This window comes from Caldichromatium japonicum (assembly GCF_011290485.1).
Lineage (GTDB): Bacteria > Pseudomonadota > Gammaproteobacteria > Chromatiales > Chromatiaceae > Thermochromatium > Thermochromatium japonicum.
Map to the genome: position 1 here is coordinate 2,571,085 of NZ_CP048029.1, position 18,079 is coordinate 2,589,163.

Annotated in this window: 14 protein-coding genes; 7 read left to right on the plus strand and 7 right to left on the minus strand. The window is 64.1% G+C overall.

The window, feature by feature from the left end; genetic code table 11:
* Window positions 1–50: 50 nt before the first annotated feature.
* Window positions 51–1,631 carry a glycosyltransferase family 39 protein gene (locus GWK36_RS12520; RefSeq protein ID WP_246237562.1) on the minus strand — a complete coding sequence of 527 codons (1,581 nt, stop codon included), beginning with the start codon at window positions 1,629–1,631 and terminating at the stop codon, window positions 51–53.
* Between the two features lie 510 nt (window positions 1,632–2,141).
* Between GWK36_RS12520 and argH the strand changes: the two genes are divergently transcribed.
* Both argH and GWK36_RS12530 read left to right on the plus strand, forming a co-directional pair.
* The gene (argH, locus tag GWK36_RS12525) at window positions 2,142–3,539 is read left to right on the plus strand and encodes an argininosuccinate lyase (protein ID WP_246237563.1); all 1,398 of its coding nucleotides are present in this window, start codon (window positions 2,142–2,144) and stop codon (window positions 3,537–3,539) included.
* Window positions 3,540–3,593: 54 nt separating this feature from the next.
* Window positions 3,594–5,174 (plus strand): peptide chain release factor 3, encoded by a 1,581-nt coding sequence (locus GWK36_RS12530; RefSeq protein WP_166271560.1) that lies wholly within the window; start codon window positions 3,594–3,596, stop codon window positions 5,172–5,174.
* Window positions 5,175–5,249: 75 nt separating this feature from the next.
* On the opposite strand, the gene rng is transcribed toward GWK36_RS12530, so the two are convergent.
* From rng to rlmH, 3 genes are read right to left on the minus strand one after another with little or no spacing between them, the layout of a single operon-like run.
* Window positions 5,250–6,701 (minus strand): ribonuclease G, encoded by a 1,452-nt coding sequence (rng, locus tag GWK36_RS12535; RefSeq protein ID WP_166271562.1) that lies wholly within the window; start codon window positions 6,699–6,701, stop codon window positions 5,250–5,252.
* Entirely contained in the window at window positions 6,698–7,360 is a 663-nt protein-coding gene (locus tag GWK36_RS12540; RefSeq protein WP_166271564.1) for a Maf family protein, read from the minus strand. Before GWK36_RS12540 ends, rng begins: the two co-directional genes overlap by 4 nt.
* An 11-nt stretch (window positions 7,361–7,371) precedes the next feature.
* Window positions 7,372–7,842, minus strand: a complete 471-nt coding sequence (gene rlmH, locus GWK36_RS12545) for a 23S rRNA (pseudouridine(1915)-N(3))-methyltransferase RlmH (RefSeq protein ID WP_166271566.1) — start codon at window positions 7,840–7,842, stop codon at window positions 7,372–7,374.
* Window positions 7,843–8,043: 201 nt separating this feature from the next.
* Between rlmH and tatA the strand changes: the two genes are divergently transcribed.
* The 4 genes from tatA to GWK36_RS12565 all read left to right on the plus strand — a co-directional run bounded on the left by tatA (window position 8,044) and on the right by GWK36_RS12565 (window position 13,320).
* Window positions 8,044–8,304, plus strand: coding sequence for a twin-arginine translocase TatA/TatE family subunit (tatA, locus tag GWK36_RS12550; RefSeq protein WP_166271568.1), 261 nt, complete (start codon window positions 8,044–8,046; stop codon window positions 8,302–8,304).
* 26 nt (window positions 8,305–8,330) lie between these two features.
* Window positions 8,331–8,720: a Sec-independent protein translocase protein TatB gene (tatB, locus tag GWK36_RS12555; RefSeq protein ID WP_166271570.1), complete on the plus strand. Its 390-nt coding sequence runs from the start codon at window positions 8,331–8,333 to the stop codon at window positions 8,718–8,720.
* 101 nt (window positions 8,721–8,821) lie between these two features.
* Window positions 8,822–10,201, plus strand: coding sequence for an efflux RND transporter periplasmic adaptor subunit (locus tag GWK36_RS12560; RefSeq protein WP_166271572.1), 1,380 nt, complete (start codon window positions 8,822–8,824; stop codon window positions 10,199–10,201).
* The gene (locus GWK36_RS12565; protein ID WP_166271574.1) at window positions 10,198–13,320 is read left to right on the plus strand and encodes an efflux RND transporter permease subunit; all 3,123 of its coding nucleotides are present in this window, start codon (window positions 10,198–10,200) and stop codon (window positions 13,318–13,320) included. Before GWK36_RS12560 ends, GWK36_RS12565 begins: the two co-directional genes overlap by 4 nt.
* Before the next feature lie 57 nt (window positions 13,321–13,377).
* Here the strand turns inward: GWK36_RS12565 and recG are convergent, their stop codons facing one another.
* The 3 genes from recG to GWK36_RS12580 all read right to left on the minus strand — a co-directional run bounded on the left by recG (window position 13,378) and on the right by GWK36_RS12580 (window position 17,118).
* Window positions 13,378–15,492, minus strand: a complete 2,115-nt coding sequence (gene recG, locus GWK36_RS12570; protein ID WP_166271576.1) for an ATP-dependent DNA helicase RecG — start codon at window positions 15,490–15,492, stop codon at window positions 13,378–13,380.
* A gap of 97 nt (window positions 15,493–15,589) precedes the next feature.
* A complete protein-coding gene (gene mltB, locus GWK36_RS12575) occupies window positions 15,590–16,723 on the minus strand; it encodes a lytic murein transglycosylase B (protein WP_166272715.1) in 1,134 nt (377 codons plus the stop codon).
* A 14-nt stretch (window positions 16,724–16,737) separates the two neighbouring features.
* Entirely contained in the window at window positions 16,738–17,118 is a 381-nt protein-coding gene (locus GWK36_RS12580; RefSeq protein ID WP_166271578.1) for a RidA family protein, read from the minus strand.
* A 70-nt stretch (window positions 17,119–17,188) separates the two neighbouring features.
* Here GWK36_RS12580 and GWK36_RS12585 point away from each other — a divergent pair, with 70 nt between their 5' ends.
* The gene (locus tag GWK36_RS12585; protein WP_166272717.1) at window positions 17,189–18,076 is read left to right on the plus strand and encodes a phosphoribosylaminoimidazolesuccinocarboxamide synthase; all 888 of its coding nucleotides are present in this window, start codon (window positions 17,189–17,191) and stop codon (window positions 18,074–18,076) included.
* The last annotated feature ends 3 nt before the right edge of the window (window positions 18,077–18,079 follow it).

Consider the following 18,079-nt stretch of genomic DNA (forward strand, 5'->3'; position numbering starts at 1 on the left):
TGGCCCTCGATCATAGCCGCTTCTCGGGTTTGGCCAAAGTGTTGCCCACCCTACGGCGAGGGAGTACTCATCCCAAGCGGTGCATAGCGATAGAGCGACCAATGCTGGATGGGCCGGCGGCAAGGCGCAGGCTCGGCCTCGACCTCGACCAATCCTCGGCCTGGGCAGAGGAGCAAGACCCGCCACTCCTGGAGCTGCAGACCAGGGAGCAGCGGTGGATGGATCGAGTGGGTCAGCAACCAAGAGGGACCGGTGCTCCGCTCTGGCGCAAGGCGCGGGGCGATCCTGCCGCGCAGATATTCAGAAGGCCGTTCTAACCCTGGCCACTGGGTCGTTTCTACCAGATCAGGGCGGTAAAAGCGCAGCATGGCGGCGAGCTGATAGCGGTCGGCATAGACCGGCGCATCGAGTCGGGCAGCATAATCGGCAAGTTGGGCAAATCCGGCAGTCTCGCGCAATAGCCGGCTGGACCGATCTGTAAGCGAAGGAAGAGCAGACCCCTGAGCGAGGGCGAGTACCAAGAGGGTGGCGAGGGCAAGATTCCCCAAAGCCGCACCCCTTGCCCAGCGGACGTCAACCCCCAACCACTGGGCAACGAAGGGTGCGGCGCCGATGAGATACATCCCCGGCCAATTGGCTTCGACCGGGCTGATCCAAGAAACCAGGGCAAAGGCCCCTAAGGGAATAATGCCCGCCAACCCCAAGAGGATGCGCGCTGTGCTTACCTCTGGAGAGGCGGGTGTCTCATCCGCAGCAGGGGATACACTGCGCGCCCCCTGCACCCGCCCGGTGAGTCTTTGCGCCAATACCCAAAGCATTAGCAGGGCGATCAGGCCCCAAAGCTCAATCTGGGCGATGAGATATCCCATTAGGCTTAAGAAGCGCTCAGCGAGGGTCTGGTAGGCACCATGATCGATGGCATTGACCTCGGGCGCGACCGCGCCTCCCACCTCTATAGCAAACCCATGCCCGAGCTGAAAGCCGATGGTCAGCCAGCCGTTTTGAGCATTCCAGAGCAGATTGGGCGCAAAGATGAGCAAAGCGACGAGCGCCCCCGCCCAGGGCCAAGGGCTAAGCAACTGGAGACCGCGCCAAACACCTGCCATCTCATTGCGGCGCCAATCGCTCCAGAGGAGCGCCGCAAGCAACACCGGTCCGATCAGCAGCATCGTATATTTGCTCAGCAGGCCCAGACCGATCGCCGCGCCCGCCGTCAGCCAGCGGCGTGGATCGGTGTTTAAGGCGCGCTCGGCCTCGTGCAACGCCAAGGCCCATGCCAAAATCAGCAGGCTATCGGGGGTGATGAGGATACCGCCCGAGATCCCGAGAAGATGCGCGCCGGTGAGCAATAGCGCCAAGGCGCGGGTATGGCGATCGGTCAGACCACAGCGCTGATACAGATGGTCGAGCACTACCAGGGCCAGGATCCCCGCCAACAGCCCGCCGAGCCGTCCGGCGAGTACCGTCCCTGGTGCCAGCCAGATCCCTGCCCCTAGCCAGGCCACAGCGGGCGGATGATCAAAATAACCGAGTGACCAGTGTCTGGCCCAATCGAGATAATAGGCCTCATCCTGGGTGATCGGCAGCAGGGCAGCCATGATCAGACGCCAGACGCTGAGTCCGGCGATCACCAACAGAGTAGATATTTCCGTCCTTACCAAAGACCGGGATCCCATCTAGTGTCGTATCCCGGCTGATCGTGGGGTCGCTTAAGAAACAGCTCGGGCCGCTGCCCCGATCAGCCATGCATGGCCGGCAAGGCGTTCGAGCGCTAAGGGCGGCCTGGGGCAGATGATGCTTGGAGCGCCAAGCTTAGGGCAAAAAGGTACACTCCAGATCCTGGCCGCTGACCAAGCGGTGGCCCTTGAGCCCCTCCTTGCTGTGCCCGTTGACGCGCGCCACACTGCCCTTGCCGCACCCTGCAGGGGGGTGCGCCGCTGCTTGCCGCCAAGCGCAGGCGCACTTGCCGGCCGACGTGCGCCCTGCAGGATGCTGCACGCCCTGAGCTAATCGCGCCTGCGCAGTAGGATGCAATCATCCGGGATGCAATCTACAAGGTTCAGCGCAAACCTCGGCGCAAGCGTATAAAATCGGCTTCCTTTCAACCACTGTACCCGATCATGTCAGACGCATCGCACCCCTTGCCGAATCCACAGGAAAAGCCCTGGGCGGGGCGCCTCCAGGCCCCGACCGATGCCTTCGTCGAGTCCTTCACCGCCTCGATCGGTTTCGATCGCCGGCTCTATCGCCATGACATCCAGGGCTCCATTGCCCATGCGCGGATGCTCGCCCGCCAAGGGATCCTCAGCGAGTCCGAGCGCGATGCGATCATCCAGGGTCTTGAGTGCATCCAGGTGCAGATCGAGTCTGGGGACTTCCAGTGGTCAGTCGCCCTGGAAGACGTCCATATGAACATCGAGTCAGCCCTGACCGCCGAGATCGGCGAAGCCGGCAAGAGGCTCCATACCGCCCGCTCGCGCAACGACCAGGTGGCGACCGATGTGCGCCTGTGGCTGCGCGAGGAGATCGATGCCATCCGGCAGGCGATCGCCCGTTTGCAAGGGGTCTTGTTGGACCTTGCCGAGCGCGAGGCCGAGACCATCCTGCCTGGGTTTACCCATCTCCAGGCCGCCCAGCCGGTGACCTTTGGCCATCATCTACTCGCCTGGTTCGAGATGTTGGAACGCGACCGCGCGCGTCTGGCCGATTGCCGGCGGCGTGTCAATATCCTACCCCTGGGTGCCGCGGCCCTAGCCGGCACGACCTATCCCATCGACCGGCACTATACCGCCGAGCTCCTGGGGTTCGATGCGCCCGCCGAGAACTCGCTCGATGCGGTCTCGGACCGCGATTTTGCCATCGAGTTTGTCGCCGCCGCTGCCATCCTGATGATGCACTTGTCGCGCTTTGCCGAGGAACTGATCCTCTGGTCGTCGGCCCAGTTCGGCTTCATCGCGCTCGCCGATAGCTTTTGTACTGGCTCATCCATCATGCCGCAGAAGAAGAACCCCGATGTCCCCGAGCTCGTCCGCGGCAAGACGGGGCGGGTCTTCGGTCATCTGATGGCCCTCTTGACCCTAATGAAGGCCCAGCCCCTGGCCTATAACAAGGACAACCAGGAGGACAAGGAGCCGCTCTTCGATACGGTCGATACCCTCAAGGGGTCGCTCAAGGTCTTTGCCGACATGATGGGGGCGATCGAGGTCGATCGCGAGCGCATGCGGGCAGCGGCCAAACAGGGGTTCAGCACGGCAACGGACCTGGCGGATTATCTGGTGCGCAAAGGCCTGCCCTTCCGCGAGGCCCATCATATCGTCGGGCGCGCCGTGGCCTATGGGCTCCAGGTCGGACGCGACCTCGCGGAGCTCAGTCTGGATGAGCTCAAGCAGTTCTCGCCCCTCATCGAGTCAGATGTCTTTGCCGCCCTGACCCTAGAGGGCTCGGTGGCCGCGCGCGATCATTTTGGGGGAACCGCGCCTAACCAGGTCCGCGCCGCCATCGCGCGGGCGCAAAGGCTTTTGGCAGACGCCTCGCCTTGAACATCGTTTCAGCCAAGAGACCGGGCCGATTAATCTTGGATTCAAGCACCAACCATGACCGAACTTCAGGAACAGATCGCCAAGCGCCGTACCTTTGCCATCATCTCGCACCCCGATGCCGGCAAGACTACACTCACCGAAAAGCTTTTGCTCTTCGGCGGGGCGATCCAATTGGCCGGCACGGTCAAGGGGCGCAAGGCAGCCCGTCATGCGACCTCGGACTGGATGGCCTTAGAGAAGGAGCGCGGGATCTCGGTGACCTCATCCGTTATGCAGTTTGAATATGGTGGGGCGGTGGTCAATCTGCTCGACACCCCGGGCCATGAGGACTTTTCGGAGGATACCTATCGCACCCTGACCGCGGTCGATTCGGCGCTCATGGTGATCGATGTCGCCAAGGGCGTCGAGGAGCGCACGATCAAGCTCATGGAGGTCTGTCGGCTGCGCGACACCCCCATCCTCACCTTCATCAATAAGCTCGACCGTGAGGGGCACGACCTGATCGAGGTCCTGGATGAGATCGAGCAGATCCTAAAGATCCAATGCGCGCCCATCACCTGGCCGATCGGCATGGGGCGGCGGTTCAAGGGGGTCTATGACCGGCGCACCGGCTGCACCCATCTGTTTTCCGCCCAGCATGGCGGGCGGGTCATCGAGGGCGAGGTCATCAAGGGGCTGGACAATCCACGCCTGGACGAGGTCCTGGGCGAACAAGCCGATGAGTTGCGCGCCGAGCTCGAGCTGGTCGAGGGGGCCAGCCATGCCTTCGACCTCGACGCCTATCTTGCCGGCAGACAGACGCCGGTCTTTTTCGGCTCGGCGATCAACAACTTCGGGGTGCGCGAGCTCTTGGATGCCTTTGTCCAATACGCCCCGCCGCCGCGCCCGCGCATGGCCCGCCAGCGCCGCGTCACGCCGGACGAACCGGCATTCACCGGGTTTGTCTTTAAGATCCAGGCCAACATGGACCCCGCGCATCGCGACCGCATCGCCTTTGTGCGCGTCTGCTCGGGGAGCTATCAAAAGGGGATGAGGCTGCGCCATGTGCGCATCGGCAAGACCATCCAGGTGGCCAATGCCATCACCTTTCAGGCCGATGAGCGCCGTCATGTCGAGGAGGCCTGGCCGGGCGACATCATCGGGCTGCACAACCACGGCACCATCCAGATCGGCGATACCTTCACCGAGGGCGAGGACCTGAAATACGAGGGCATCCCCTATTTTGCCCCCGAGCTCTTTCGGCGGATCGTGCTCAAGAACCCCTTGCGCATGAAGGCGTTGCACAAGGGGGTCATTCAGCTCGCCGAGGAGGGCGCCACCCAGTCATTCCGCCCGCTCAAAAACAACGACCTCATCCTGGGTGCGGTCGGCATGCTCCAGTTCGAGGTCGCTGCCTATCGTCTGCGGTCAGAGTATGGGGTCGAGGCAGCGGTCGAGCCGGTGAGCATCAAGACCGCGCGTTGGATCCAATGCACCGACCCGCGGGTCTTAGAGCGTTTCAAAGAAAAGTGCTTCGAATATCTGGCGCTGGATGGCGACGACCACCTGGTCTATCTTGCCCCGAGCCTGGTCAATCTCAGCCTGGCCGAGGAGCGCTGGCCGGAGGTGCGCTTCTTGGCGACGCGCGAGCTGTAGCCAACCTATACCCGCGACCGCTTTGGAGCATGGATCGCGCTGGGGAAAGGGCATCTCGATACAGGGGCTGCCTGCTCAAATCAGGACGATGTCGTATTGCTCCTGGGTATAGAGCGCCTCAGCCTGGAGCTTGATCGGGCGCCCGATGAACTCCTCGAGTTCAGCCAGATGCGCCGATTCCTCATCGAGCAGCCGATCTACTACCTCGGGCGAGGCCAGCACCAAAAAGGTTTTGACCTCGAATTGACGCGACTCGCGCAGGATCTCGCGGAAGATCTCATAACAGGTCGTCTGCGCGGTTTTGATCGAACCCCGACCGCCGCAGCATGGGCAGGGCTCGCACAGGATATGCTCCAAGGACTCCCGGGTTCGCTTGCGGGTCATCTCGACCAAACCGAGGGATGAAACCTCGCTGATCTGGGTCTTGGCATGATCGCGCGCCAGGCATTTCTCAAGCGCGCGCAAGACCTGGCGCTTGTGCTCCTCCTCGGTCATGTCGATGAAGTCGATGATGATGATCCCGCCCAGGTTGCGCAGGCGCAATTGTCGGCAGATCGCCTGCGCCGCCTCGAGATTGGTCTTAAAGATCGTCTCCTCGAGATTGCGATGGCCGACGAAGGCGCCGGTATTGACGTCGATCGTAGTCATGGCCTCGGTCTGATCGATGACCAGATGGCCGCCGGACTTGAGGGCCACCTTACGCTGCAAGGCCTTGCGGATCTCCTCCTCGACGCCATAGAGGTCGAATAGGGGGCGCTCGCCCTGATAATGCTCGATCCGCGGCGCGATGTCGGGGATATAGCTGGAGGCGAAGTCGAGCGCCTTCTCGACCATGGTGCGCGAGTCGATGCGGATGCGCTCGACCTCCGGGGTCACCAGGTCGCGCAGGGCGCGCAAGGCCAACGGCAGGTCGTCGTGGATCAGGGCGATGCGGCTGGTATTGGCGCAGCGTTCGCGAATCCCCGTCCAGAGCTTGCGCAAAAAGGCGACTTCCTTTTCGATTGCCTCCTCGCCCACCCCTTCGGCGGCAGTGCGGGCGATGAACCCCCCCTCGATACCCTCGCGCTCGACCTGGCGCTGGAGGATCTCGCGCAGCCGGCGCCGCTCCTCCTCGTCCTCGATCTTTTGCGATACCCCTGTCGTTGCCACCTTCGGCATATAGACCAGATAACGGGAGGCGATGGAGATATTGGTGGTCAGGCGCGCGCCCTTGGTGCCGAGCGGGTCCTTGACCACTTGGACCACGATGAGATCGCCCTCGTGGACCAGCTCATAGATCTGGGCCCCGTTGGGGCCGCAGGCGGCATGGATATCCGAGGCGTGCAGAAAGGCAGCGCGTTCTAGCCCGATGTCCACGAATGCCGCCTGCATCCCCGGCAGGACGCGACAGACCCGCCCCTTGTAGATATTCCCGACCAGACCGCAACGCTCGGCGCGTTCGATGATGATCTCTTGCACCACCCCGTTTTCGATGACGGCCACCCGGGTCTCGGGCGGGGTGATATTGATCAGGACTTCTTCACTCACGACTCAGGTCCTAGCGGGATCGGGTTGGAGATGACATCTGAATTCAGCAAGGTGAGCCCCGCCTGTTGCAGCAAACGCCCGGTCTCATAGAGCGGCAGGCCCATGACCCCCGAATAACTGCCCTGGAGATCAGCTACAAACAAGGCGCCGAGCCCCTGAATGGCATAGCCCCCGGCCTTATCTCTGGGCTCGCCGCTTTGCCAATAGGCCCATTGTTCGTCTGGGGCGATCGCCCGCAGGCTCACCTGGCTGGTGCTGAGCGCATACCAGGTCTCCTGCAACCCGGCGAGTGCCACGCCGGTGAGCACGCGATGGGTATTCCCCGCCAACAGTCCCATCATGCGCTGGAAATCGGGCCAGTCGTGCGGCTTTCCTAGGATCTCAGTGCCGATGATTACAGCAGTATCTGCGCCCAAGACTGGACGCGGATCGCTAGGCTCGATGCGGGCGCGTCCAGCCTGGGCCTTAGCGAGCGCCAGACGCCGGACATAGTCCTCGGCCATTTCGCCGGGCCATTGGCCCTCATCGACCCTGGTCTCGATCGGCACGAAGCGTACTCCGATCTGGCGCAAGAGTTCAGCGCGCCGCGGCGAACGCGAGGCGAGATAGAGCTGAGGGGGGACATCAGTACACAAGGCAGCTCGTTCGGCGGTGTTCATCAGCGGTCGGATCAGTCGCGATGATAAGGATGGCCCTTCATCAGGCTCCAGGCACGATAGAACTGCTCGGCCAGGATAACCCGCACCAATTGATGCGGGAAGGTCAGGGCCGACAGCGACCAGACAGCGTTCGCCTGATTGAGACAGTCCGCCGCCAGGCCTTCTGCTCCTCCGACCAAGAAGGCGCGGTCGCGCCCATCGGCCAGCCACGCACGCATGCGTTCGGCCAGGGCCCGGGTACTCAAGGTCTGGCCATGCTCATCGAGAGCGATGAGCTCGGCCCCCTTAGGCACGGCCTTGAGCAACCGCCGCCCCTCCTCGGCGCGGACCTGGTCGGCGGGTAGGTTGCGCGACCGCTGAACCGGTTCGATCTCGATGAGATTGAGGGCGCACTCCAGCGGCAGGCGGCGCGCATAATCGCGGTAGCCCGCGGCGATCCAATCCGGCATACGTCGGCCAATACAGAGCAGATGGAGTTTCATGGTATGTCCGTTGGGATTCAGTGCGAACCCGGGCAGGGCCTGCCGCCATGCCCCCGACTGCGCCCTGGCCTACACCAGGGACCAGAGGCGATTTCCAAGCCAAAGGCGCCTGCGCTATGATCTCGTCCTCCGTGCGGCTCAGGGCCACATCCCTGCCTGCTTTCGTCCCCGCACTGCACCACATCTGAACGGAGAACACTCATGGGTGTCGCTGGCATCAGTCTCTGGCAGCTCCTGATCATCCTCTTGATCGTCGTCCTCTTGTTTGGCACCAAGCGCCTGAAAAACATCGGCTCGGATCTCGGCGAGGCCATCCGCGGTTTTCGCAATTCACTCGCCAATTCAGATAAGGATAAAGAAGAGGCCGGCAGTGCGTCACATCTCACCCAAGGCCCGGGTGCCTGCCCAGGCGACTCCCAGACACGTCCGGTCGATTCGACCACCCAGCGCGACCGCGCCTGATGGTCTAAGCCGAGACCGGATATCGCATGTTCGACATCGGGTTTCAGGAACTGCTTCTGGTAGCGGTGGTGGCGCTGGTAGTGGTCGGACCCGAGCGCCTGCCGCATTTAGCGCGGGTGGCAGGCAAATGGGTTGGGCGCGCGCGCCGCACCCTGATCGGCGTTCAACAAGAGATCGAACGCGAGCTCAAGGCCGAGGAACTCAAACGCATCCTGGACGAACAGGCCCAGCGCCGGCCTTTAGAGACCATCCTGGAGGAGACATCTGGAAAGATGGGCGGTCAAACGTCTGCGCACACCCCGCCCGCTGCCCCTGCACCGATCTCGGAGCGACAGCCGGCAGCCAGCGATCCAAGTGGAGGTCGTCAGGCCAACCGCGCTGCCAGCGGTCCTGGAGAACAGACCACGCGTCCATGACTGTCCGGTCCAACCTTCAGGGTCCGCCCGCTGCAGGCCGAATACCTGCGCGCGCCATGCCCGGCCCAGCTTAGGCGGGAGACCCGCCCCCTTACCCCGAGATGTCAAGACCCATACCGCGTCTCTTGCTCCCATTCTTGATCCTGGCAGTCGGGATCGGGGGGTCCATTGTGCTCAAGGCCACCCGCCCCCGTCCCCATCCGGTCCCTGCCCAAGAGCGGGTGTGGCGGGTGGCGGTCGTCTATCCCACCCCTGCTGCCTATCGCCCCGTCCTCAGCCTCTTCGGGCGCAGCGAGGCCCCCGACCGCATCCGTGCGACCGCACCCTTTGCCGGCAGGCTTTTAGAGGTGCGGGTACGCGACGGCGAGACGGTCGAGGCGGGGGCGATGCTGGCGCGTCTCGACCCCAAGGACATCGAACCTCGGGTCGCCAAGGCGCGTGCCGAGGTCGAACGCGAGCGCCTGCGCTTTGCCCATGATCGCGCAGCCCTTGAACAAGAGCGCGAGATCCTGCGCCTCGCCCAGCTCGCCCTGGAACGCGCCCAGTCGGTGCAGTCCAAACAGCTCGGCTCAGAGGCGAGCGTCGATACTGCCCGCGAGCAATACGCCCGTGCCCGCCTGGCGGTGACCTTACGCGAACAGGCGATCGCTGAGCATCCGGCGCGTTTGGAAATCCTCGAAGCGGCCCTCGCCGAGGCCGAGCGCGATCAAGAGCGCGCCCTGATTCGCTCCCCCTTCGCTGCGCGGATTGGCACGGTCGAGGCCGCCGCCGGCGATCAGCTCCAGCCCAATCAGCCGATCCTGACCCTGTATCCGCGCTCTGGGCTCTATGTGCGCGCCAAGATCCCCGGGGCCTATGCCGCCGAACTGCGGATAGCGCTGGCCCAAAACCAGCGTCTAGCGGCCCAGGGCGAATACGCCGGCTGGCCTTTCGTCGCCGTCTTGGAACGTTTAAGCGGTGAGGCCGATGCCCGCGGGGTCGATGCCTTACTGCAGGTTGCGCCCGGCATCGAGCTGCCGCTGGGCGCCTTCGTGACGCTTGCGCTCGAACGTCCCCCTGCCCCTGGGACCATCGCCCTGCCCTTGTCTGCCCTGCACGGCGCCGAACGGATCTTTGCCGTGCGCGACGGGCGCCTAAAGGCGCTCGACATCGAGCGGGTCGGTGAGCTCGCCGATGGCCGCGCCGTGCTGCGCGTCCCTGGGCTCGAGCCCGGGGAGGCGGTGATGGTCACCCATCTGCCGCATGCGATCGAGGCGCTCAAGGTCGAGGTCGTTGAGACGCTTGCCATGCCCGACTCATCGACAAACGCCGAAAGGACCCTGTCTCCTGCAGGCGCCCAGGCACCCCGCACGCCGAGCCCTGCCCAGGGCTCAGTCACACCGGCGCATGCCGATGAGTGGATTCAGGGTGGCGCCCGCATGCTGGGTTTGGCGCACGCCGGAACGACAAGACAGGTCTTTTCGATGCCCCAGGTGGCATGAACAGCGGTCTCATCGCCCTCTTCGTCCGCCACCGCCTGCTCGCCAATCTCCTGATGCTCGGGATCTGGCTCCTCGGCGCCTTGGCGCTTGTGCGCATGAACGTCCAATTCTTCCCGACCTTCGCCCTCGACATCATCGCCGTGCGTGTGGTCTGGAGCGGTGCCTCTGCCGAGGACGTCGAGAACGGGGTCATCATCCCCCTGGAGGAGCGGCTCAAGACCATCGATGGGCTGAAAAAACTCACCGCCACCGCTGCCCAGGGGATCGCGAGCATGACCCTGGAGCTCAAGGAGGGGACGGACCCTTTGCTGGCGCTCGATCAGGTGCGCCAGAGGGTAAACGAATTTCGTAACCTTCCAAAGGATGCCGAGACGCCGCAGATCTTTCGCGTCTCGCGCTATGAGCCGGTCGCGCGTCTCTTGGTCTCGGGTCCAGACCTTGAGACCCTGCGCCCTTGGGTCAGGCAATTTGAGCGCGAGCTTCTAGCGCATGGGATCGATCGGGTGGACATCTCGGGGCTGCCCGATGACCGGATCGCCATCCAGGTGCCCGCCGCGGCCCTCGAGACCCTGGGGCTTGCGCTCGACGGCATCGGCGAACAGGTGGGGCGACTCGCGCGCGACCTGCCGGCAGGGGTTGCGGGTGAGGCAGAGGGCGCGCGCGAGCTCCGTGGCCTCGAACAGCGGCGCGAGGCACTGGGCTTTCTGGATCTTCCCATCATCGCCGGCGACCGTACGCTGGTGCGTCTCGGGGATGTGGCGACCATCGTGCGCGAGGCCAGACCCACGAGCCTTGCCCTCTATTCGATCCCGGTGGGCCAAGACCCGATCCCCCTTGCCGACAAGCCCGTCACGGTTGAGCTCCTGCTTCAGCGCTCCGAGCAGGGCCATTCGCTGCGCGCGGCGCGGATCTTCGACGATTGGCTTGCGGCCACCCGACCCACCCTGCCGTCCTCGATCGACCTTCGCGTCTTCGACACCCAGTGGCAGGTGATCGCCGACCGCATCAATCTCTTGGCCAAGAATGGCATTCAAGGCCTGGTCCTGGTCCTGACCCTGTTGTTTATCTTCCTGCCTGGGCGGGTGGCCTTTTGGGTGGCGATGGGCATCCCCACCGCCTATCTGGCGGCCTTGGCGCTCCTCTGGGGGCTGGGGGGCAGCATCAACATGATGAGCCTCTTCGGGCTGCTCCTGACGCTCGGCATCATCGACGACGATGCCATCGTGGTTGGCGAATATGCCGAGATGCGCTTCAGCCAAGGGCTCGTCCCCGCCGAGGCGGCGATCCTGGGGGCGCAGCGGATGTTCTGGCCGATCATGGCCTCGGGCCTGACCACCATCGCCGCTTTCCTGCCCCTGATGCTGGTCGGCGGGGTCATGGGCAATATCCTACGCGACATCCCCTTCGTTGCAATCACCGTGCTCATCGCCTCCCTCCTCGAGGTCTTTCTGGTGATGCCCAATCACCTGCGCATGGCCTTCGAGCATCACCGGACGCTCAGCCTCCCGTGCTGGCGGGCGCGGGTCAATGACGCCCTTGACCGCTTCCGCGAGGGGGTCTATCGCCCGCTCTTGGTCTGGGCGCTCAGGTGGCGCGTTGTGACCTTAAGCCTCGTCCTCGCCCTGCTGCTCTTGGCCGTTGGCCTTCTGGTCGGCGGGCGGGTGCCCTTCGTCTTTTTTCCCACGCCCGAGTCGCAGCTCATCTTTGCCAATGTCACCCTGGTTGCTGGCACACCGCGCCAACAGACCGCGGACTTTCTCGCCGAGCTCGAGCGCTCACTGATCGAGACCGAACGTGCTCTCGGCGGTCACCTGATCGAATCGGCGGTCGCACGACTCGGGACTACGGTCATGGTCGAGGCGGGGGCTGCGCCCAGCGGCGATCAGCTCGCCTCGATCCTGGTCCAGCTCGTCCCCTCAGAAAAACGCAGTATCCGCAACGAGCGTTTCATCGCCACCTGGCGCGCCAAGACGCACCTGCCCCCGGGTCTCGAAAGCCTGGTGATCTCGGAGCAGCGCCCAGGGCCGCCGGGCCGGGACCTCACGGTACGTCTGGTCGGCGATGACCCCGAGCGCCTGAAGGCCGCAGCCCTGGGACTCGCCCAGAGCCTGGAGTCCGTCTCCGGGGTCTCGAACCTGGGCGATAACCTGCCTTTCGGTCGTGAGCAACTGATCTATCGCCTCACCCCCCAGGGCCTGGCCCTGGGCTTTACCACCGAGTCGCTCGGACGCCAGTTGCGTGCCGCCTTCGACGGGTATCTCGTGCAACTGGTGCAGGTCGGGCAGGACGAACTCGAGGTGCGGGTACTTCTGCCGCGCGCCGAACGCGAACGCCTAGCGACCCTGGAACGCCTGCTGGTGCGCGCCCCCGATGGGCGCTTCGTGCCTTTGAGCACCGTCGCCTTCTGGGAGACGAGACGCGGATTCGAGGCCCTGCGTCATGCCAACGGCCGGCTGGCGGTCGAGGTGTCGGGCGATATCGATCGCGCGCTCAATACCCCAGACAATGTCCGCGCTGCCCTAGAGCGCGACCTCTTGCCCGAGCTCGTCGCCCGCTATGGGATCGAATACAGCTTCGAGGGACGCGCCGCCGACCAGCGCGAGACCTTGGGCGACATGCGGCTTGGGGTGCTCCTGGGGCTGGCGCTGATCTATATGATCCTGGCCGCAGTCTTCGGGAGCTGGGGCTGGCCGCTGGTGGTGATGACTGCCATCCCCTTCGGTCTGGTCGGTGCGCTCGTCGGTCACTGGCTGCTGGGACTGGACCTCACCATCCTCTCGCTCTTCGGGCTCTTTGGTCTCTCGGGGATCGTGGTCAACAATGCGATCATCCTGGTCAGCCTCTATCAGGAGCTTCGCGAATCTGGGATGCCGGTCGAAGAGGCCTTGGTGGAGGCCGCGGTCTCTCGGCTGCGCGCCATGTTGTTAACCTCGGTGACCACGGTCGTGGGACTCGGGCCGCTGATCTTCGAGAAGAGCCTCCAGGCGCAGTTCCTGATCCCCATGGCCGTCTCACTCGCCTTCGGTGTCGGCTTTGCCACCGTCTTGGTCTTGATCTTTACCCCCGCCCTCTTGTCGCTGCATGAGGATCTCCAGGCGCGGCTGCGGCGGTGGGTGTAGGGGGGAGAACGCCCATGCCCAACCGGTTGGGCGGGGGCAACCTGGCAGTTGTCCAGCCTACACCCCCCCATCATGCTCTCGTTCGCCGAGCCAACGGTCGATCAGGGGTGTGACGAATTCTGGGTAGCGATCCAGGAGCACATCGGCGGCGCGTTGGGCGGGGGCAACCAGGGGTTGGTCGCGCAAGGGCTGGGCAATACGCAGTTGCAGGACACCGCTCTGGCGTGTCCCCAAGACCTCGCCGGCGCCGCGCATGGCAAGATCCCGTTCGGCGATGGCAAAGCCGTCGGTGAGGTTGCGGATGATCGCCAGGCGCTCGCGCGCGATCTCGGATAAGGGCGGGTGATAGAGAAGCAGGCAATAGCTCTCGACCGCGCCGCGTCCGACCCGACCACGCAGTTGATGGAGCTGGGCAAGCCCCAGGCGCTCGGGGTTTTCGATGATCATCAGGCTTGCATTGGGGATATCGACCCCGACCTCGATCACCGTGGTCGCCACCAAGAGATCCAGCCGCCCGGCGGCAAACTCGCCCATCACCGCATCGCGCTCCTGGGCCTTGAGCCTGCCGTGCACCAGACCCGCTCGCACGCCTTGCAGACGCGCCTGGAGTTCGCGCGCCGTCTCCTCGGCGGCTTGACACTCCAGGACCTCGGACTCCTCGATCAGGGTGCAAACCCAATAGGCCTGGCGCCCTGAGAGACAGGCAAGCCGCACCCGCTCGATGACCTCGTCGCGTCGGGTATCCGGGACGGCGCGGGTGATGACCGGTGTGCGGCCTGGAGGCCGTTCGTCGATCACCGACAGGTCCAGATCCGCATAGAGTGTCATGGCAAGCGAGCGTGGGATCGGGGTCGCGGTCATGATGAGCTGATGGGGATGCAGGCCCTGGGTGCGTCCCTTCTCGCGCAGCTTGAGCCGCTGATGAACCCCGAAGCGGTGCTGTTCGTCGATAATGATGAGCCCAAGCCCGCGAAAGACGACGTCCTCCTGGATCAGGGCGTGGGTACCGACGACGATCTGGGCCTCGCCCGAGGCGATGGCCTGTCGTCGGGCTTCGCGCTCGCGCCCCTTGTGGCGTCCAGCGAGCAACACAGGCGCTATCCCCAAGGGTGCCAGCCATTGACTGAGATTGCGCTGATGCTGTTCGGCGAGTAGCTCGGTCGGTGCCATGAGCGCCGCCTGATGGCCAGATTCGACCACTTGCAAGGCAGCCAGCGCAGCCAAGATGGTCTTGCCCGAGCCCACATCGCCTTGCAACAAGCGGCGCATCGGGCGAGGTTGTTTGAGATCGGCGCTGATCTCGGCGATGACGCGCTCCTGGGCCGCGGTCAATTGGAAGGGGAGGCTTGCGCGCAGGCCACCGACCAGGCGGCCATCGCCTACCAAAACAGGTGCAGCCAGGGTGTGGGCAGCGCGGCGCAGCCGGCGTAGGCTGGCTTGCTGGGCGACCAGCTCTTCAAAGGCAAGCCGCCTGATCGCCGGATGCCGACCCTCGGCCAGCTCGGCGAGTGGCGTGCCTAGGGAGGGGCGATGGATGAATTTCAGGGCATCGTTGAGCCCGGGCAGACCCAGAGGCGCCAAGACCTCGGGCGGCAAGAGCTCAGCAAGCGGCCATCTCTCCAAGAGGACGAGGGCCTGCTCGGTCAACGCCCACCACTGGCGTTGGGATAGGCCCTCGGTCGAGGGATAGACGGGGGTGAGATGCGCGCTCAAAGGGGAGGGATCGCCGCGCTGGAAGCGATATTCGGGATGGATCATCTCGAGCGACTGCGGCCCTTGGCGCACCTCACCATAACAATAGAGCCGCTCGCCGGGGCGGAAGGCGGCTGCCTGTTGTGCCGAAAAGTGGAAAAACCGCAGCAACAGCCCCTGGCCGAAGGCCATCTCGCCGGTTGGCAGATCGACCGGACCCAGCCAAACCTTGAGCGAGCGCCTGCGCCCAGCGCTGATCCCAGCATCTAAGACCTGACCCTCGACCCAGGTCTCGATCCCCGGGCACAGTGCGGCCAAGGGGGAGAGCCGACTGCGGTCCTGATAGCGCAGCGGCAGATGAAACAAGAGGTCCTGGACCGTGCGGATGCCGAGGCGCAGCAGGCGCTCGGCGACCCTGGGTCCGGCCCCTTTGAGTGAGTTGACCGGGCGTTGATCTAAGGGGCTATCGATGGCTGACACATAGACACTTGGTCATTCCGGCAAAGGCCGACATCCTGCCTCGTGGGGAGCGCGCTCTGCACCCTGCTTGGACTTAAGAAGGTATGCATTGTTCATCCTACGCCCCGATCTGCTTGGCCCGCCGTGCCCGAATCGCCTGGGCGAGCTGATGGACGGCCATTGCATAATAGACGCTGCGGTTATAACGGGTGATGACCCGGAAGTTTTCAAACCCCAGCCAGTATTCATTCCCGCCTTCGGCATCGAGCCGAAGCAGATTAACCGGCTCGCTAGACCTCACCGGACGCGCTGGGACAATGCCCGCCTGGGCGAGCGCAGCGAGGCTGTGGCGGCTATCTAGACCGCTCTCCAAGGCGCGGGCACGGGTCAGCGACTGCACCTCTGCCGGCACTGCGACCACCCCACTCCGCCGCCAGCCGTTTTGCGCAAAATAATGGGCCACACTGCCGATGGCATCGATCGGGTCCCAGAGGTTGCGATGCCCATCGCCGTTGAAATCGACTGCGTAGCGCCTGAAGCTCGATGGCATGAACTGACCCAGGCCCATCGCCCCGGCGAACGAACCGCGCGGGGCATAGGGGTCGAGCCCCTCTTCCCGCACCATGAGGAGATAGTGTTCGAGCTCTTGGCTGAAATAGTCGGCCCGGCGGGGATAGGCAAATGCCAGGGTGGCGAGTGCATCGATGATGCGGGTCTTGCCCAGGACCTGACCATAGCGGGTCTCGACCCCGATGATGGCGAGGATATATTCCGCCGGTACCCCGTAGCGCGACTCGGCGCGGGCAAGGGCCCCTGCATGGCGTTCCCCAAAGTCGGCACCGGCAGCGATCACCGTCTCATTGACAAACTTGGCACGATAGCGGGTCCAGGCACCGCTCGCTCCAAGGGTGCGCGGGGCCTGGCGGTCCATGAGCTCGATGACCGAGGGCTGATAGCGGGCGCCGGCGAGGATCGCTCGGGTCTGCTCGGGGGTAAATCCGTGGCGGCGCATGCGTTCGACAAAGGGCGCAAACCCAGGGGAGCGGGTCAGGTCGCTGACACTCGAACTGCCAGGACTTGCGGGTGGCGGGGGCTTCGGCGGCTCGCGCTGCGGGGCGCTGCTGCAACCGGCGAGCGCCGAAAGCAACAGTAGGGTACGCACTGCGTACCCTACGGGGATGCCCTTCAGTGCTAGAGGGTGCGCGATACACACCCTACGCCCGAGTGCGGGCCGAAGACCCCAGCCAGACATCACCTGACCCCGGCTCATTCTAAGGCCAGCACGGCATCCATCTCTATCCGTGCCCCGCGCGGCAGGGCCGCCACCCCAACCGCTGCCCGTGCCGGATAGGGCTCCTGGAAATAATCGGCCATGATCTGATTGACCAGGGCGAAATCGTTGAGATCAAGCAAAAACACATTAAGCTTGACAATGTCCTTGAGGTCCCCCCCCGCCGCCTGCGCCACAGCGCGCAGGTTCTCAAAGACCCTTTTGATCTGGGCAGCCATGTCGCCCTCGATCAGCTCCATGGTCTCGGGGACCAGGGGGATCTGACCCGAGAGATAGACGGTATTGCCGATGCGCACGGCCTGCGAATAGGTACCGATGGCGCGCGGTGCCCGGTCGGTGCAGATGATCTGTTTCATGACTGAAATCGCGCTGATCGCCCTCAAAGGGCGTTATAATCGCAGCTACATCACCCCTGGATCAACCCAGATGTCCGCATTGTATCAAGCTAATCTGTCGGGATTTGAACTCATCGGGCGCGGCAAGGTCCGCGATCTCTATCGGATCGACGATGAGCATCTGCTCTTTGTCACCACCGATCGCCTGTCCGCCTTCGATGTGATCTTGCCCCAGCCCATCCCCGGCAAGGGGGAGGTCTTGGCGCGTCTGTCGCGCTTCTGGTTTGGGCGCACCCAGGACCTCGTGCCCAATCATCTCGTCCAGGTCCCAGTGGCGGCGGTCGTCCAAGACCCGGAGCTTATAGCCGAGCTCGGCGATCGCGCCCTGGTGGTCAAGCGCCTCACACCCCTGCCAGTGGAGGCGATCGTCCGCGGCTATCTGATCGGTTCGGGCTGGAAGGACTATCAGGCGACAGGTGCAGTCTGCGGGATCGCCTTGCCCGAGGGCCTACGGCTTGCTGAGAGGCTCCCCGAGCCGATCTTCACCCCTTCGACCAAGGCGGCGGTGGGTGCCCACGACGAAAACATCCCCTTCGCCGAGGTGGTGAGGCTTTTAGGGTCTGAGCTTGCAGCCGAGGTGCGCGACCTGAGCCTGGCGATCTATCGGCGTTGCGCCGACTATGCCCGCGAGCGGGGGATCATCATCGCGGATACCAAGTTCGAATTTGGGCTGGATGAGTCAGGGCGGCTGCACCTCATCGACGAGGTGCTGACCCCAGACTCTTCGCGTTTTTGGCCTACGGATCAATATCAGATCGGGATCAGCCCGCCGAGCTTCGACAAACAGTTCGTGCGCGATTATCTCGAGTCCATCGGCTGGGACAAGCGCCCGCCTGCGCCCGTACTTCCCGATGAGATCATCGCCCGCACCGCTGCCAAATATCGCGAGGCCGAGCAGCGGCTGACGATCAAAATCTAAGCC

What these genes read in the sequence shown, in the direction of transcription:
- GWK36_RS12565 (WP_166271574.1), top strand. Translation starts at nt 10,198, where the DNA reads ATGAACAGCGGTCTCATCGCCCTCTTCGTCCGCCACCGCCTGCTCGCC.
- tatB (WP_166271570.1), top strand. Translation starts at nt 8,331, where the DNA reads ATGTTCGACATCGGGTTTCAGGAACTGCTTCTGGTAGCGGTGGTGGCG.
- tatA (WP_166271568.1), top strand. Translation starts at nt 8,044, where the DNA reads ATGGGTGTCGCTGGCATCAGTCTCTGGCAGCTCCTGATCATCCTCTTG.
- GWK36_RS12540 (WP_166271564.1), bottom strand. Translation starts at nt 7,360, where the DNA reads ATGAACACCGCCGAACGAGCTGCCTTGTGTACTGATGTCCCCCCTCAG.
- mltB (WP_166272715.1), bottom strand. Translation starts at nt 16,723, where the DNA reads ATGTCTGGCTGGGGTCTTCGGCCCGCACTCGGGCGTAGGGTGTGTATC.
- GWK36_RS12585 (WP_166272717.1), top strand. Translation starts at nt 17,189, where the DNA reads ATGTCCGCATTGTATCAAGCTAATCTGTCGGGATTTGAACTCATCGGG.
- GWK36_RS12530 (WP_166271560.1), top strand. Translation starts at nt 3,594, where the DNA reads ATGACCGAACTTCAGGAACAGATCGCCAAGCGCCGTACCTTTGCCATC.
- rlmH (WP_166271566.1), bottom strand. Translation starts at nt 7,842, where the DNA reads ATGAAACTCCATCTGCTCTGTATTGGCCGACGTATGCCGGATTGGATC.
- GWK36_RS12560 (WP_166271572.1), top strand. Translation starts at nt 8,822, where the DNA reads ATGTCAAGACCCATACCGCGTCTCTTGCTCCCATTCTTGATCCTGGCA.
- GWK36_RS12580 (WP_166271578.1), bottom strand. Translation starts at nt 17,118, where the DNA reads ATGAAACAGATCATCTGCACCGACCGGGCACCGCGCGCCATCGGTACC.